The organism is Ralstonia sp. 22086 (assembly GCF_052045975.1).
Classification (GTDB): domain Bacteria; phylum Pseudomonadota; class Gammaproteobacteria; order Burkholderiales; family Burkholderiaceae; genus Ralstonia; species Ralstonia wenshanensis.
Genome location: NZ_JBQEPZ010000001.1, coordinates 690,784 through 705,556, shown reverse-complemented (window position 1 = coordinate 705,556; position 14,773 = coordinate 690,784). Strand labels below are relative to the sequence as shown.

Here is a 14,773-nt window from a genome sequence, read left to right as displayed (position 1 = left end):
AGCGGGAACGACAGACCAAAGGATTTCTCCATGAGCAAAGAATTTGACGTGCTGGTGATCGGCGCCGGCCCCGGCGGTTACATCGCCGCCATCCGCGCTGGTCAGCTCGGCCTGAACGTGGCCTGCTGCGAAGACAACGCCTACGACGATCCGAAGGGCGAGCCGCGCCTGGGCGGCACCTGCCTGAACGTCGGCTGCATTCCCTCGAAGGCGCTGCTGGCCTCGTCGGAAGAGTTCGAGAACGTGAACCACCACCTGGCCGACCACGGCATCACGGTGGACGGCGTCAAGGTCGACGTGGCCAAGATGCTCAAGCGTAAGGACGACATCGTCGGCAAGATGACGAAGGGCATCGAGTTCCTGTTCCGCAAGAACAAGGTGACGCTGCTCAAGGGCCACGGCAAGTTCGTCGGCAAGACGGACGCCGGCTATCAGGTCGAGATCGCGGGCAAGGCCGGCACGGAAGTCGTGACCGCCAAGCACGTGATCATCGCGACGGGCTCGAAGGCTCGCCACCTGCCGGGCGTGAAGGTCGACAACGTGACCATTGCCGACAACGAAGGCGCACTGAAGTTTGGTGAAGTGCCGAAGAAGCTGGGCGTGATCGGCGCTGGCGTGATCGGCCTGGAGCTGGGTTCGGTGTGGCGCCGTCTGGGTGCCGAAGTGACGATTCTCGAAGCGCTGCCGAGCTTCCTCGGTGCGGCTGACGAATCGGTTGCCAAGGAAGCCAACAAGCTGCTGACCAAGCAGGGCCTGAAGATCAACGTCGGCGTGAAGGTCGGCGAGATCGAATCGTCGGGCAAGGGCGTGAAGGTGAACTACACCGACGCTGCCGGCGCTGCGCAAGTGCTCGAGTGCGACAAGCTGATCGTGTCGATCGGCCGCGTGCCGAATACCGACAACCTGGGCCTGGAAGCGATCGGCCTGGCGGCGGATCAGCGCGGCTTTATCGAGGTCGATGAGCACTGCGCGACCAAGCTGCCGAACCTGTGGGCGATCGGCGACGTAGTGCGCGGCCCGATGCTGGCGCACAAGGCTGAAGACGAAGGCGTGGCCGTGGCCGAGCGCATCGTCGGTCAGAAGCCGCACATCGACTACAACTGCATTCCGTGGGTCATCTACACCTACCCGGAAATTGCATGGGTGGGCAAGACGGAGCAGCAGCTCAAGGCCGAAGGCCGCGAGACCAAGGCCGGCCAGTTCCCGTTCATGGCGAACGGCCGTGCACTGGGCATGGGCGCATCCGACGGTTTCGTGAAGGTCATCGCCGACGCGAAGACCGATGAAATCCTGGGCGTGCACATCGTGGCAGCCAACGCCTCGGACCTGGTCGCCGAAGCCGTGGTGGCGATGGAGTTCAAGGCTGCAGCCGAAGACATCGGCCGCATCTGCCATCCGCACCCGTCGATGTCGGAAGTGATGCGCGAAGCTGCGCTGGCCGTCGACAAGCGTCAGCTCAACATGTAAATCGCAAGCCGTAAGGCAAGCACGATGCCCGGTGAATCCACAAGATTGCCGGGCATCGGTCCATTTGGGCCCGCAAACGGTGCCCCATGCAGAACAAGCAGATGAACGTCCAGGAAACCTACCTGCAGGAACTGAAGGCGCGCGGCTATCAGCCCGACGAAGCGCAACAACGCGCCGTCGATCGTCTGCAGCGGTGCTACGACGAATGGGTCGCCTACAAGGCCCGTCGATCGAATGCGCTGCGCAAGATGCTCGTGCGCCCCGATTTGCCGCGTGGCGTCTACATGTGGGGCGGGGTCGGGCGCGGCAAGTCGTTCCTGATGGATGCGTTTTATAGCTGCGTGCCGTTGGTGCGTAAGACGCGCCTGCACTTTCACGAGTTCATGCGCGAAGTGCATCGCCAACTGGAAGAACTGCGCGGCCGCGCGGATCCGCTGGACGAGCTGGCCCGGCGCATCGCCAAGCGCTACCGCTTGATCTGTTTTGACGAATTCCACGTCAGCGACGTTGCCGACGCGATGATCCTGCACCGCTTGCTCGATCAGTTGTTTGCCAACGGCGTGCAGTTCGTGATGACATCCAACTATCGGCCCGACTTGCTGTATCCGGACGGCTTGCACCGCGACCGTGTGCTGCCGGCCATTGCGCTGCTGCAGGAGAAGCTCGACGTCCTCAACGTCGATGCGGGCGTCGACTACCGCAAGCGGGCGATGGAGCAGGTGCAGGCGTACTACACGCCGCTAGGCGCCAAGGCCAACTCGGCGCTGCGCGATGCGTTCGCTGCGGTGGCCGGAGTGCCGGACGAGTCCCCGGTGCTACGCATCGAGCACCGGGAGATTCGCGCGGCGCGCAAGGCGGGCGGGGCGGTGTGGTTCGATTTCGCCACGCTGTGCGGGGGGCCGCGCTCACAGAACGATTACCTGGAAATCGCCTCACGCTTTCACACCGTCATCCTGGCCGATGTGCCGAAGATGACGCCGCGCATGGCGTCTGAAGCGCGCCGCTTCACGTGGCTGGTCGACGTGTTCTATGACCACAAGGTCAAGCTGCTGATGTCGGCGGAGGTGCCGGCGGAAGAGCTGTACACCGAAGGCCAGATGGCCAACGAATTCCAGCGCACCGTGTCGCGGATCGTCGAGATGCAGTCGCGCGAATACCTCGAGGCACCTCGCCGCGAAGTGGACACGTCACTGACTTGATCTTGCCCGCTGCTGTGTGCCTAGTGTGACGTCGGCGGCGAATTTCGGTGCGACGGCGGGGCCTGCGAGGGCCGCAGGCTTGCGCCAAAGAAGTCCTGTGGCAGGCGCTCGGTCTTGCGGTTGACGTTGCGGAACGCGCCTTCGACCAGCATGGGGGCGACGTTGCTCACATCGGTTTGCGAAGCCATGGTCACGTCTTCGGTAAAGCCGCGTTCGCACAGTTCGCGGCCGGACACTGAATCAAGCAACCACGCTTTCATCATGCCGGTCCGCGACGCCTCGCGATAGATCGCACGAGCGGCGAGCGCTTCGGGCGACAGCGCTTGGGGCAAGAATCCCGCCACCGTTTCCGACAGGTGATGCACGATCGCCCCGGCGGCCAACCAGTCTTCCAGGGCCGGGCGCAGGCTGCCATCAGCCCAGCGCTCTCCTGACGCCACCACGGCCACGCGACGGCCCAGCCGCGATGCGGCTTCCGCCACCGCGCGCGCGTTGCGCAGGCAACCAGCAAACGTCGGCGTCGACCCGGTGGCGAGTGCGAGCGTTGCCCCATTGGGCGAGGGCAGGACCAAGCTGCTGCCGATGGGCAATTCACGCAGCGACGCTGGCGAGAGCGTATACCCCGCCTGGCTGCGGTTGTAGCCCGCTAGCATGGCGCCGGCGCGGCGCGCGAAAGTTTCAGCGCTGGCGTCGCGCCATGGGTACGGATAGATGCGTGCCCCGCGCGCCACGGCCACATCCACACAGGTGCAAAAAGACAGCACGTCCACCACGATGACGGCGTCGCAATGTGGCGCCAGCGCGGATGCTCCGTGCTCACCCCATTCACAGTGGATGTTGTACAGGCTGAATTCGGTTGCCATGTCGCGCCCTCCTGTTTGCCTGGTGCAGCTATTCACTATAGGCGGCCTATTTTTTTATGGGAGGGTAGGCGTGGTTGATGTGCGCTGAGAATCGCCTGACCGGTGGATTCTTATTGCGCCGTGCTTGATGCGCATCAAGGGCGCGCCCGGGGTTGCTGGCTAGCATCGTCCCCATAATGACGACGATATTCGCCCCCAACCATCCAACCGCGCCGGTTGACGGCATAAGCTCGCCTATCGGCCCGAGCGGGGCAGGCGCGTCGCACGTCACCTGCTATCACTGCGCGTCGCCACTGGACGGCGCCACGGCCGTCCATGCCGACATTGGCGGCAAGTCCCGGGAATTTTGCTGCGCTGGCTGTCAGGCTGTCGCGCAAACGCTGCACGCCTCCGGCATGGGCCACGTCTATGACGGCCCAATCGCCTTCGCCAAGCCGATCGAAGGCGACCGTCGCACCGAAGCCGAAGCCGTTTGGGCGACCTACGATCTGCCCGTCATGCGTGAGCGCTTCGTACGCACACGGGCTGACGGCGCGGAAGAACTTTCTCTTGCCATCAGCGGAATGCGTTGCGCCGCGTGTGTATGGCTGATCGAGCGCGCGCTCTCGCGAGTGCCAGGCGTGCGCGAAGCCACCGTCAATTACGCCACGGAACGCGCGCGCATCGTTGGAGATGCCGGGGCGATGCGGCTGTCCGCGGTATTTGCCGCCATTGCCGACGTCGGATACGAAGCGTGGCCCGACCAGCCATCCGCCCGCCGCACTGCTGAAGCACGTGAGCGTCGCAGCCTGCTGATCCGCTTGGGGCTGGCGATGCTCGGGATGATGCAAGTGATGATGTACGCGTGGCCGGTTTACCTGCACGGCAGCGACATCCCCGTGAGCCAGACGCGCCTGATGCAGTGGGCCAGCTTGATGCTGACCGTGCCGGTGGTGTTGATTTCTGCGCGGCCCATTTTCGTCAATGCTTGGCGGCAAGTGCGGCATGCGCACGTCGGTATGGATGTGCCCGTGGCGCTGGGAGTCGGCGCGGCGTTCATTGCCAGTGTGCTGGCGACCTTGCGCGGTCATGGCGAGACGTATTTCGATTCCGTGACGATGTTCGTCGCTTTCCTGCTGGCGGCGCGCTATCTCGAACTGCGTGCGCGGCAGAGCGCCGCTTCTGGCGCTGAAGCGTTGGTGCACCAGTTGCCAGCCACCTGCCGTCGCTTCCATGCCGAAAGCGGCGCGCTGGAAACCATCCCCGTTGCAGCCTTGCAGCAAGGCGATTGCGTGGAAGTGCGCGCCGGCGAAGTTCTGCCCGCCGACGGCACCATTGAACGCGGCACCACTGAGATCGACGAATCGCTTCTCTCCGGTGAAAGCGTGCCGCGTCCGCGTGACGTGGGCGCGACCGTGCTGGCGGGCAGCTACAACGTCGTGAGCGCCATTCGCGTGCGTGTGAACCGCGTGGGCGCCCAGACGCGCCTTGCCGCCATCGTCGATCTGCTGGAACGCGCCCTGTCGGACAAGCCCCGTATGGCTGAACTCGCCGATCGTGTGGCAGGGCGCTTTGTGGCAGTGCTGCTCGGTTGGGCGCTGCTGACGGCGATCGCGTGGTGGTGGATCGATCCGACTCGCATGTTTGCCGTCACCGTGGCGGTGCTGGTGGTGAGCTGCCCATGTGCGTTGTCGCTGGCCACGCCGTCTGCATTGGCCGCAGCCAGTGGCGCGCTGGCACGGCGCGGTGTGCTGGTCACGCGCGGTCACGCGATCGAGAGCCTGGCAGCCGTGACGGACGTGCTGCTCGACAAGACCGGTACGCTCACCGAAGGGCGTCTGCACTTGCTGAGCATCGAGACGTTCGCCGATGTGGATGCCGAGCACTGCCTCGCATTGGCGTGCGCGATGGAGCAATCCGAGAATCATCCGATCGCCCAGTCGTTGCGCGCCGCCACCTCCGCTGAAATGCTTTTGCCAACGTTGGGGCGCGTGACGAATGTGCCGGGGCAGGGCCTGTATGGCGCGGCTGATAACCAGTTGGTGCGTCTTGGTACGCAGTCGTTCGCAGCAGCGCGCTACGCAGATCAGCCGGTTGCTTCCATTCGCTACGGCACGCAAGCGCCGATGGAGGAAGTGCCGCCGGCGGCCGCATGCACGTCGATCTGGCTCGGCCGCGATGGCCAACCGCTCGCGCGCTTCACGCTGGCCGATACGCCACGTGCCGATGCGCCCGCATGCTTGAGCGCGTTGCGTGCACAAGGATTGCGCCTGCATCTCGTTTCCGGCGATGCGCCAGAGACCGTGCACTGGTGGGCCAACCGCCTTGGCATCGACCGCGCCGTGGGCGGCGCCAGCCCCGAAGACAAACGTGCCTATGTGCGCCAGCTGCAGGCAGACGGCGCTCGCGTGCTGGCCGTCGGCGACGGCATCAACGACGCGCCGTTGCTCGCGCAGGCGCAGGTCTCCATCGCCATCGGGTCGGGTGCGCCGCTGGCCCAGGCCGGCGCGGATGCCATTCTCACCGAGCCTCGCCTGTTTGCCATCAGCGAGGCCGTGTCGATTGGCCGTCGCACGTTGCGCGTGGTGCACCAGAACCTTGGCTGGGCCTTCGCTTACAACGCGATCAGCATTCCGCTCGCCACGCTTGGGTGGCTGTCGCCGCTGGTAGCGGGCATCGGCATGTCGGTGTCGTCGTTGCTGGTGGCGCTCAATGCGTGGCGTTTGTCACGTGCCGCTTAAGGAGCCGAAATGGAAACGCTGTTCCTGCTGATTCCGCTGTCGCTGATGTTGGTGGTGGCGATTGTCGGAGTGCTGTGGTGGGCCGTCGGCTCGGGCCAGTACGACGATCTCAAGGCGCCTGCTGAATCGATTCTGCTGGACCCTGATACCCCGGCGCGTGACGCAGTGTCGCGGGACGGAACTACTTGACCACGTTGGCTGGGGTGCCTTGACGCACGTCAAGACTCGAATATCGCCCCATTCTTAACATGACCCTATCAAACCAACACTCTCGGGGAGCAAGCATGCAATCGTCCAGCGCGTTGCAGCCCACCCAGACCTTCAATTACCGCGTTGTTCGCCAGTTCTCGATCATGACGATCGTCTGGGGCATCGTCGGTATGGCGGTCGGTGCGCTGATCGCGGCCCAGTTGATCTGGCCGCAACTGAATTTCGGGGTGCCTTGGCTGACCTACGGCCGGCTACGCCCTCTGCACACGAATGCCGTCATCTTTGCGTTTGGCGGCAGCGCGCTGTTTGCGACGTCTTACTACATCGTGCAGCGTACCTGTCAGGTGCGTCTGCTTTCCGACAAGCTTGCTGCCTTCACGTTCTGGGGCTGGCAGGCAGTGATCGTGGCGGCTGCCATCACGCTGCCGCTGGGCTACACAAGCTCGAAGGAATACGCCGAACTCGAATGGCCGATCGACATCCTGATCACCGTGGTGTGGGTGGCTTACGCGATCGTGTTCTTCGGCACAATCGCCAAGCGCAAGACCCGGCACATCTACGTGGCCAACTGGTTCTTCGGCGCCTACATCATCACGATTGCTCTGTTGCATATCGTCAACAACGCTGAATTGCCAGTGTCGATGTGGAAGTCGTACTCGGCCTATGCCGGCGTGCAGGATGCGATGGTGCAATGGTGGTATGGCCACAACGCAGTGGGCTTCTTCCTGACCACCAGCTTCCTGGGCATGATGTATTACTTCGTGCCCAAGCAGGCCGAACGCCCGATCTATTCGTATCGCCTCTCGATCGTCCACTTCTGGGCGCTGAATTTCACCTACATGTGGGCGGGTCCGCACCACCTCCAATACACGTCGCTGCCCGACTGGGCGCAGTCGCTGGGCATGGTGTTCTCGCTCATTCTTCTGGCACCGTCGTGGGGCGGCATGATCAACGGGATCATGACCCTGTCGGGTGCCTGGCACAAACTGCGCACCGATCCGATCCTGAAGTTCCTCGTGGTGGCGCTGTCGTTCTACGGCATGGCGACGTTCGAGGGCTCGATGATGTCCATCAAGACCGTGAATGCGCTGTCGCACTACACCGACTGGACGATCGGCCACGTGCACTCCGGCGCCCTGGGCTGGGTGGCGATGATCACCATCGGTTCGATGTACTACATGATCCCGCGCCTGTTCGGCCAGCAAAAGATGTACAGCACGCGTTTGATCGAGGTCCACTTCTGGGTGGCGACCATCGGCGTGGTGCTCTACATCGCCGCCATGTGGGTTGCCGGCGTGATGCAAGGCCTGATGTGGCGCGCCACCGAGGCTGACGGCACGCTGACCTACAGCTTTGTCGAAGCGGTGAAGGCAACGTACCCGTTCTACCTGATTCGCTTGGCTGGCGGTCTTTGCTTCCTGGGCGGCATGCTGCTGATGGCATTCAATGTGTTCAAGACCATCCAGGGCAGCAAGGCCATCGATGCACCGATTCCTCAATCGGCCCAGACCCCGATGGTCGCGGCTCAGTGAGGAGGGGAACATGAGCAACCAATCCAACAAGTTTTTCTCGCACGAGACGCTGGAAAAGAACATCGGTCTGCTGATTGTGATGACGCTCGTCGTCGTCAGCATTGCAGGCCTGGTGCAGATCTTGCCGCTCTTCTTCCAGCATTCGACCACTGAACCGGTCAAGGGCATCGCCCCGTATTCGCCGCTGCGGCTGGCGGGGCGCGACATTTACATCCGCGAAGGCTGCGTTGGCTGCCACTCGCAGCAAGTGCGTACGCTTCGCGCCGAGACCGAGCGCTATGGCCACTACTCGCTGGCTGGCGAGTCGGTGTTCGATCACCCGTTCCTGTGGGGCTCTAAGCGTACGGGCCCGGATCTGGCGCGCGTTGGGCAGCGCTACTCCGACGACTGGCATCGCATCCATCTGCGCGATCCGCGTGAAGTGGTGCCCGAGTCGAACATGCCGTCGTATGCGTGGCTCTCGAAGACGCCGCTGGACAACAGCGACATCGAGAAGAAGATGCATGTCTTGCGTAAGCTGGGTGTGCCTTATACGGATGCCCAGATCGCCGGGGCGCGCGAGCAACTGGCAGGCAAGACCGAAGAAGATGCCGTGGTCGCCTATCTGCAAGGCCTTGGCGTAGAGCTGCGTAACGTCCGGGACGTGGCTGTTGCTCCGGCGGCGGCGCCTGCCACCGTTGCAGCGAAGGAGTAAGCCATGGCCACGCTGAGTGCAATTGCCACTGCCGTCTTCCTCGTGCTGTTCGTCTGCATCACCTGGTGGGCATTCTCCGCGCATCGCCGCGCTGCGAATGCGGAATCGGCCATGCTGCCGTTCCTGCTGCCCGATGAGACCGAGGTCGCCGGTGCGCACGCAGACGCGTCGCGCCCGCATCAATAAGGACACAGAATCATGAGCGACTTCATTTCGGAGTTCTGGGGGTATTACATCGCAGCGATCGCCCTGGTCGGCATCGTGTGGTGTGTCTGGTTGCTGTTTTCGCAGCGGCGCATTCAAGTGGCACCCGGGCACAGCGCCGGGGAAGATACGGGCCACGTATGGGATGGCGATTTGCGGGAATTGAATAACCCGCTGCCGCGCTGGTGGATGTGGATGTTCCTGCTGTCGTGCATCTTTGCGTTGGGGTACCTGATCCTCTACCCGGGGTTGGGTTCATACGGCGGCGCGCTCGGTTTCTCGACACGGGGCGAATTGGCCGCGCAGCGTGCTGCAGCCGATGCGCAGGTCCGTCCGGTCTATGCGCGTTATGCCAGCATGGATATCAAGCAGATCGCCGCCGATCCCCAGGCCCACGAGATCGGCCAGCGCCTGTTCCTGAACAACTGCGCGCAGTGCCACGGCTCCGACGCCGGCGGCTCGAAGGGCTTCCCGAACCTGACCGACAGCGACTGGCTGTACGGCGGCGATCCCGAGACGATCCTGACCACCATCACCAAGGGGCGCCACGGTGTCATGCCATCGCTGGCTGCGGTGGTGGATGGCAACCAGGCGGTCAACGTGGCCAACTACGTGCGCTCGCTGTCGGGCCTGTCTTACGACCCGATCAAGGCAGCGCGTGGTGAACCGACGTTCAAGTCGGTCTGCGCGGCCTGCCACACGGCAAGCGGCAAGGGCAATCAGACACTTGGCGCACCTAACCTGACCGACCGCGTCTGGCTGTACGGCAGTTCGGAAGCAACCATCGTCGAGACCATCCTCAAGGGTCGTGACAACACGATGCCGGCACACGAGAACCTGCTCTCACCAGAGAAGATCCGCATGCTGGCGGCCTATGTCTGGGGTCTGTCGAACAGCAACACGAGTCACGCGCAATGAGCGACAAAGAACCAGCCTGGCGTCCGATGACGCCCGCCACCGCGGCGGCGGGCGCCGAAGACGCACCCACCGAGCAGATGCTCTATGAGGTCCGGCGCAAGATTTATCCGCGCGCCGTGACCGGCGCCTTTGCGCGTTGGCGAGTCTGGCTGGTTCTGGCCACGCAAGCCATCTTTTATGGCCTGCCGTGGTTCCAGTGGAACGGTCGCCAAGCGGTGCTGTTCGACCTAGGCGCACGCAAGTTTTACCTTTTTGGGCTCGTGTTGTGGCCGCAGGATGTCATCTATCTGACGTTGCTGCTGGTGCTGTCGGCGCTGGCGCTGTTTCTATTTACGGCGGTGGCGGGGCGCCTCTTTTGCGGCTATGCCTGTCCGCAGACGGTCTACACCGAGATTTTCATGTGGATCGAGCGGCATATCGAAGGAGATCGCTTCGCGCGCATCCGCCTCGACGGTGAGCGTTGGAGCCTGCGCAAGTTCCGCCTGAAGGCCGCAAAGCATTCGGCCTGGATCCTCATTGCGCTCTGGACGGGCTTCACCTTCGTCGGTTTCTTCACGCCGATCCGCGATCTGGGCATGGAGACCTGGACGCTGTCTCTCGGCCCCTGGCAGACATTCTGGATGCTGTTCTACGCATTTGCGACGTGGGGCAACGCCGGTTTCATGCGCGAGCAAGTCTGCCGCTACATGTGTCCCTACGCTCGTTTCCAGAGCGTGATGGTCGATCCCGATACCTACGTCGTGACGTATGACACGCAGCGCGGCGAGCCGCGCGGCAGCCGCTCGCGCAACGCCGATTTCGAAGCTCAGGGTCTGGGTGCGTGCGTCGACTGCAGCATCTGCGTGCAGGTGTGCCCCACCGGCATCGATATCCGCCAAGGGCTGCAATACGAATGCATCGGTTGCGGTGCTTGCATTGACGCCTGTGACCAGGTCATGGACAAGATGCGCTACCCGCGGGGTCTGATCCGGTACACGTCGGAACGCGCGATGCTTGATCGGCTCAGCCCGAAGGAAGCCCGGCGACATCTGCTGCGCCCGCGCGTGCTGATCTATACGGGGATCATGCTGGTGCTCGTCACGGGGTTCATCGTGGCGTTGGCCATGCGGCAGCCGCTCAAGGTTGACGTGATTCGTGATCGTGGCGCACTGGCGCGTGAAGTGGACGGCGGCAAGATCGAGAACGTTTATCGCCTGCAACTGATGAACGCGTCCGAGCACCCCATGCGCGTGACCATCACCGCAGAGGGCATGCCGGAACTGGACGTGCAGGGCGGTCAGGGCGAGTCCACCACACTGGAGCTCCCGCCGGCGGCTAACCGGCTGCTGCCAGTGCGCGTGCGCCGGCCGGCTGACGATGCCGCCCCCGGCTCGCACAAAATCCGTTTCGTCATCCATGCAGACAGCGGTAGCGACAGCCTTGTACTGCGCGAACCGTCGAGCTTCATCGTGCCGCGCTGATGCGGCATCCCCAACAGGAGGCAACGATGCACGCAACGCAATCTTCCGCACAGGCCCGTCCGTGGTGGCGCGAGCCTTGGCCGTGGCTGCTGATGGCAGGGCCGTTCGTCGCCATGATCGGCTGTGGCGTGACCATCTGGCTGGCAATGTCGCATCCCGATGCTGTCATTCACGACAACGTCGTACGGCGCGGTTTGGTCGTCGAAAAGACGGCTGGCGCACCGGCGCATGCCATTCACACGGAGGCCCGATGAAGCGTCGACTGCTGATGTGGATTCTGTGGCCGGCATTTCTGTCGGCTGCCCTGGCTGAGCTGGTGGTCTTCGCGGTGGTAGACCCCGCCGACCTGCGCTTTTTCGGCGAACAGATCACGGTGTCGGCCCAGGCGGTCTACACCGTGTCGTTCTTTGTGTTCTGGTTGTTGTGCGGATTGTCGAGCGCGCTGACGCTCTATGTGTCGCCTGGCATTGGCAAGCTGGAAGCGCATGAGCACCCGCTGGTCTGAGCGGGCGCCATGGACGGCAGCTTAGGCCGCCTGACCGCTCATGACCTGGCGCAGGCCGGCCAGGTCGATCAGCTTGACGTGGCGTTGGCGGATCTGGATGAGACCTGCTTCGGCAAAGCGCGAGAACAGGCGGCTGACCGTTTCGAGCTTCAGGCCAAGATAGCTGCCGAGTTCTTCGCGGCTCATGCGCAGGACAAACTCGGTCGACGAATATCCGCGCTGGGCCGAACGCTTCGACAGGTTGAGCAGGAAGGCTGCGAGACGCTCCTCCGCACGCATGGAGCCCAGCGTGAGCAGCATCAGATGATCCTGCGAAATCTCCTTGCTCATGATTCGCAGGAACTGATGCTGCAGCGAAGGCAGCCGGCGCGAAAGGTGCTGCAACTCGTCGTAGCGCACCACGCAGACTTCGGTATCTTCAAGCGCGGTGGCGTCCGACACGTGGCGCATATCGCCAATGCCATCAAGCCCGACGATTTCACCCGGCAGGTGGAAACCCGTGATCTGATGCCGGCCGTCTTCAAGCGTCAGATGGGTTTTGAGCGTGCCGAAACGAATGCCGTACACCGCCTCCAGCGGCTCACCCAAAGAATAGAGCGATTGCCCCTTCTTAATGCGGATGCGCTCGCCGACCAAATCGTCCATCTTGCGCACGTCGTCCGAGTTCATTCCCACCGGCAGGCAGATTTGCCCGAGTACACAGGTGGAGCAACGCGAGGCTTGGTCGGTAAGTGCGATTCGAGTGAGCACGGGCGGGGGCGAATTTCGGGAAAGTGAAATGAGTAATTCTTGTTGTACAGCGCCAGCTTATTATAACGGCGACCTTCTTGTCCTCGGACATTTCCGATGGGGCAAAACGCGTCAATTAGGCTTAGTTCGCAACAGTAAAACGAAAACCTTGGTCCATATCAAAAGAGCGTCAGAAAGATGAGTGCCGCGGCGCTTCTGAGCGTTTTCCTGATTGCATTGCTCGGCGGTGTGCATTGTCTGGCGATGTGCAGCGGTATCGCACTCGCGGCCGAACGTGGCGCTGTGGCGGTGCGGATCGTGTCCCGTCGCCGGCTCTGGTTTGAACAGGTCGTCATGCATGCCGGCCGGCTGTCCACCTATGCGTTGCTGGGCGCAATCATGGGTGCGATGGGCGCGACCGTCTGGCGCCAGCAATGGCTGCCGATTCAACGCGGCTTGTTTGCTTTCGCTAGCGCATTGCTGGTCGCCTATGGGGTTTTACTGCTTGTGCGTTCCGCTGGAGATGCGTGGCGGAGTGTGTGGCTTGAGCGCTTGCTTGGCCGCGTGGCAGGTGGCCTGTCTCGAGGGGCTGCCACGCTGGGCGGTAGGCTGCAGCGTCAGCCGCCGCTGCTGCGCCGCTATCTCACGGGTATGGCCTGGGGGCTGGTGCCGTGTGGCATGGTCTACGGCGCATTGGCTGTGGCGTTGTTGGCAGGCAACGCCGCTTCCGGCGCCGTGGTCATGCTCGCCTTTGGTGCCGGTACGTTGCCCAACCTGATGATGATGTCTGGTCTGGCTGGGTGGCTGCGCGGGCTGTCGCGCCAGCGATGGGCGCGGGGCGCGGCCGGCATCGCCATCGCCGGGTTCGGGGTCTGGGGGCTGGCTCACGCAATCTGGTTGCCAGAGATGCTTAACGCACACGGATTCTGTCTGGTGCTGTAGGCGTTCAGGCAGCCGAAAATTGCCAATCGTCCCATGATGGGAGGCTGGGACATCTTCCCGGTTGCGGCGCTGCTGGAAATTGCCCTACAATCAACCACAATTCGATTCGCCACCCGCGCAAATCAACAATCCTAAGCGCGGCGCCAAGCGATGCCATCCAGCGGTAGAGTCCCCTGGACAGTCGATTCGGGCGGGCTGCCGTTCTTCTTGGTAGTCGTCCGGTGCAGTATCCGTCCCCATGGCGGCGGAAGAAATTGCCCTTGTGGTGCCTGACCGGCACCGGATCAACTCGCTCCTCCGGCCCTACTTTGCGGGCATAGCCACTGCGTTTCGGTGCAGGGTCCAATTGAATTAATTGGTCTTCGCGCGCCGGGCCCGGGCGGGCAACAGCATTCAGAAATGCCGCGTGCTTCGCGGTGGGACGACAAACCTCAAGCGTGACGGCGACTGGCCGCGCGCGAGCAATGACGAGCCGCTCAACCCGATGAATACCCAAGAGGCGAAGATCGTCCTCGAAACCGCGCTGATCTGCGCGCAGGACCCGTTGCGAGTCAATGACTTGCGCAAGCTCTTCGACGAAGACGTGTCCGCAGACACCATCCGTGTGCTGCTCGAAGAGCTGCGCCAGGATTGGTTGAATCGAGGTGTCGAACTGGTCGCGCTGGCCTCCGGCTGGCGCTTGCAGAGTCGCCCGGAAATGCGCGTGTACCTCGATCGCCTGCACCCGGAAAAGCCGCCCAAGTACTCGCGCGCTGTGATGGAAACGCTGGCGATCATCGCTTATCGCCAGCCGGTCACTCGCGGTGATATCGAAGACATTCGCGGCGTGACGGTCAACACCCAGGTCATCAAGCAGATTGAAGACCGTGGCTGGATCGAGGTTATCGGTCATCGCGACGTGCCGGGCCGCCCCGCGCTGTATGCGACGACCAAGCAGTTTCTCGACGACCTTGGATTGCGCTCGCTGGACGAACTGCCGCCGCTTGAAGATGCCCGCGCCCAGGCGCAGGCGAGCTTGCTGGAGCAGGGCGCCATCGAATTTGAGGGCGGTGCAATTGCTGTGGAAGAGCTGACTGCGCTCGTCAACGACGCGCCGGAAGGCGCTGAGAGCGGCGAGGTTTCGGTGCAGGAATCGGCTGGGTCGCCGGTTGCCGAGGCTTCCGTTGAGGTCATCGTTGAAGCGCCGGTGCCGCCTGCTGAGATTGCGGCGGGTGACGAGCCAGTGCTGGAAACCGAGTCGCAAGCGCTGAGTGCGACCGAGTTTCCATCCGAAGATGAGTACAAAACACCGGTCGAGCCGCCTGCGGCTCCGGCCAATGAACATTCGTAA

At 63.1% G+C, this 14,773-nt stretch carries 15 protein-coding genes; 13 read left to right on the top strand and 2 right to left on the bottom strand.

Annotated features, from left to right (window positions below; translation table 11 throughout):
- The first annotated feature begins 30 nt into the window (after window positions 1-30).
- Both lpdA and zapE read left to right on the top strand, forming a co-directional pair.
- A complete protein-coding gene (gene lpdA / locus ACTJK6_RS03290; RefSeq protein WP_092971425.1) occupies window positions 31-1,467 on the top strand; it encodes a dihydrolipoyl dehydrogenase in 1,437 nt (478 codons plus the stop codon).
- A 101-nt stretch (window positions 1,468-1,568) separates the two neighbouring features.
- Window positions 1,569-2,666, top strand: a complete 1,098-nt coding sequence (gene zapE, locus ACTJK6_RS03285; protein WP_414561404.1) for a cell division protein ZapE — start codon at window positions 1,569-1,571, stop codon at window positions 2,664-2,666.
- 20 nt (window positions 2,667-2,686) lie between these two features.
- On the opposite strand, the gene ACTJK6_RS03280 is transcribed toward zapE, so the two are convergent.
- Window positions 2,687-3,529, bottom strand: a complete 843-nt coding sequence (locus ACTJK6_RS03280) for a 2-phosphosulfolactate phosphatase (protein WP_232042542.1) — start codon at window positions 3,527-3,529, stop codon at window positions 2,687-2,689.
- A 176-nt stretch (window positions 3,530-3,705) separates the two neighbouring features.
- Here ACTJK6_RS03280 and ACTJK6_RS03275 point away from each other — a divergent pair, with 176 nt between their 5' ends.
- The 9 genes from ACTJK6_RS03275 (at window position 3,706) to ACTJK6_RS03235 (ending at window position 11,772) form a co-directional block, all read left to right on the top strand.
- Window positions 3,706-6,249, top strand: a complete 2,544-nt coding sequence (locus ACTJK6_RS03275) for a heavy metal translocating P-type ATPase (RefSeq protein WP_440838340.1) — start codon at window positions 3,706-3,708, stop codon at window positions 6,247-6,249.
- A gap of 9 nt (window positions 6,250-6,258) precedes the next feature.
- A complete protein-coding gene (ccoS, locus tag ACTJK6_RS03270; RefSeq protein ID WP_232042544.1) occupies window positions 6,259-6,438 on the top strand; it encodes a cbb3-type cytochrome oxidase assembly protein CcoS in 180 nt (59 codons plus the stop codon).
- A gap of 95 nt (window positions 6,439-6,533) precedes the next feature.
- The gene (ccoN, locus tag ACTJK6_RS03265; RefSeq protein WP_232042545.1) at window positions 6,534-7,991 is read left to right on the top strand and encodes a cytochrome-c oxidase, cbb3-type subunit I; all 1,458 of its coding nucleotides are present in this window, start codon (window positions 6,534-6,536) and stop codon (window positions 7,989-7,991) included.
- A 10-nt stretch (window positions 7,992-8,001) separates the two neighbouring features.
- A complete protein-coding gene (ccoO, locus tag ACTJK6_RS03260) occupies window positions 8,002-8,685 on the top strand; it encodes a cytochrome-c oxidase, cbb3-type subunit II (RefSeq protein WP_260802622.1) in 684 nt (227 codons plus the stop codon).
- 3 nt (window positions 8,686-8,688) lie between these two features.
- The gene (locus ACTJK6_RS03255; RefSeq protein WP_232042546.1) at window positions 8,689-8,871 is read left to right on the top strand and encodes a cbb3-type cytochrome oxidase subunit 3; all 183 of its coding nucleotides are present in this window, start codon (window positions 8,689-8,691) and stop codon (window positions 8,869-8,871) included.
- A 12-nt stretch (window positions 8,872-8,883) separates the two neighbouring features.
- On the top strand, window positions 8,884-9,807 hold the full coding sequence (ccoP, locus tag ACTJK6_RS03250; protein ID WP_232042547.1) for a cytochrome-c oxidase, cbb3-type subunit III: 924 nt from the start codon (window positions 8,884-8,886) through the stop codon (window positions 9,805-9,807).
- Window positions 9,804-11,267: a cytochrome c oxidase accessory protein CcoG gene (gene ccoG, locus ACTJK6_RS03245; RefSeq protein WP_232042548.1), complete on the top strand. Its 1,464-nt coding sequence runs from the start codon at window positions 9,804-9,806 to the stop codon at window positions 11,265-11,267. The genes ccoP and ccoG overlap by 4 nt, the downstream gene beginning before the upstream one ends.
- 26 nt (window positions 11,268-11,293) lie before the next feature.
- A complete protein-coding gene (locus tag ACTJK6_RS03240) occupies window positions 11,294-11,521 on the top strand; it encodes a FixH family protein (protein ID WP_260802621.1) in 228 nt (75 codons plus the stop codon).
- Window positions 11,518-11,772, top strand: a complete 255-nt coding sequence (locus ACTJK6_RS03235) for a hypothetical protein (protein WP_004626404.1) — start codon at window positions 11,518-11,520, stop codon at window positions 11,770-11,772. The genes ACTJK6_RS03240 and ACTJK6_RS03235 overlap by 4 nt, the downstream gene beginning before the upstream one ends.
- A 21-nt stretch (window positions 11,773-11,793) precedes the next feature.
- On the opposite strand, the gene fnr is transcribed toward ACTJK6_RS03235, so the two are convergent.
- The gene (gene fnr, locus ACTJK6_RS03230; RefSeq protein ID WP_080633364.1) at window positions 11,794-12,522 is read right to left on the bottom strand and encodes a fumarate/nitrate reduction transcriptional regulator Fnr; all 729 of its coding nucleotides are present in this window, start codon (window positions 12,520-12,522) and stop codon (window positions 11,794-11,796) included.
- A gap of 177 nt (window positions 12,523-12,699) precedes the next feature.
- Between fnr and ACTJK6_RS03225 the strand changes: the two genes are divergently transcribed.
- Both ACTJK6_RS03225 and scpB read left to right on the top strand, forming a co-directional pair.
- Window positions 12,700-13,443, top strand: coding sequence for a sulfite exporter TauE/SafE family protein (locus ACTJK6_RS03225; protein WP_440838339.1), 744 nt, complete (start codon window positions 12,700-12,702; stop codon window positions 13,441-13,443).
- A gap of 484 nt (window positions 13,444-13,927) precedes the next feature.
- Window positions 13,928-14,773 (top strand): SMC-Scp complex subunit ScpB, encoded by an 846-nt coding sequence (gene scpB / locus ACTJK6_RS03220; RefSeq protein WP_440838338.1) that lies wholly within the window; start codon window positions 13,928-13,930, stop codon window positions 14,771-14,773.